This is a genomic window from Acidisoma sp. 7E03 (assembly GCF_054665075.1).
Window position 1 is genome coordinate 1 of record NZ_BAAFHE010000063.1, and the last position, 765, is coordinate 765.

At 60.0% G+C, this 765-nt stretch carries 1 protein-coding gene; it reads left to right on the top strand.

Going from position 1 to position 765, the window contains the following annotated elements:
• The first annotated feature begins 184 nt into the window (after nucleotides 1-184).
• Entirely contained in the window at nucleotides 185-688 is a 504-nt protein-coding gene (locus ACYQ6W_RS22675; RefSeq protein WP_459678570.1) for a DUF2127 domain-containing protein, read from the top strand.
• Nucleotides 689-765: the final 77 nt, after the last annotated feature.

Below are 765 nucleotides of genomic sequence, written 5' to 3' on the forward strand. Positions count from 1 at the left end.
GGCAACGGGCTGGGTCTCAGCCTCGTCTCTGCGGTTGCCGAGCTGCATGCGGCGCGCCTCCGCTTCGAGCGGTTGAGCCCGGGCTTCCGCGCGACCCTGTTCTTTCGGCGGCAGGCTGAGCCGTAAGGCGGCCGCAAGCTGCGCTGCGGAAGACCAGACCGTCGGGGCGCCTCCAAGGACGATCATGAACGAACGCCGTATTCACCAGATCTTCGAGATCGGCATCCTCTTCAAGGGTCTGCACGGCCTTGTCGAATGTATTGGCGGAACGCTACTGGCCTTGATTAGCACGCGCTCCATTACGCACCTGGTCGCCCTCGCCACCCAAGACGAGCTGTCTGAGGACCCGCGGGACTTTGTGGCAAGTCATCTCATGCACTGGGCGACCGGCTTTTCCGCTGGCACAAAGACCTTCTATGCCGCCTACCTGTTGAGCCACGGCTTGATCAAGGTGGCACTGGTGGCAGCGCTTCTGCGAGGCATGCTCTGGGCCTATCCCGCATCTCTGATCGCTTTGGCGCTATTTATGACATACCAACTCTACAGTCTCGTCGTGACGGGGAGCCCCACAATGTGGATCCTGACAGTCTTCGATCTGCTCGTCATGTGGTTGATCTGGCACGAATACAAGCTGAGACGGAATGCGCAACCCGGCTCGCATTTCGCCTTCGGTAAGGCACTCAAGTAAGCACGCGCAAACACGCGACTAGTTTTGCCCGGAACGCACGGATCGGAATGCCAGCAATCAGCTCACTCTTGACGGCA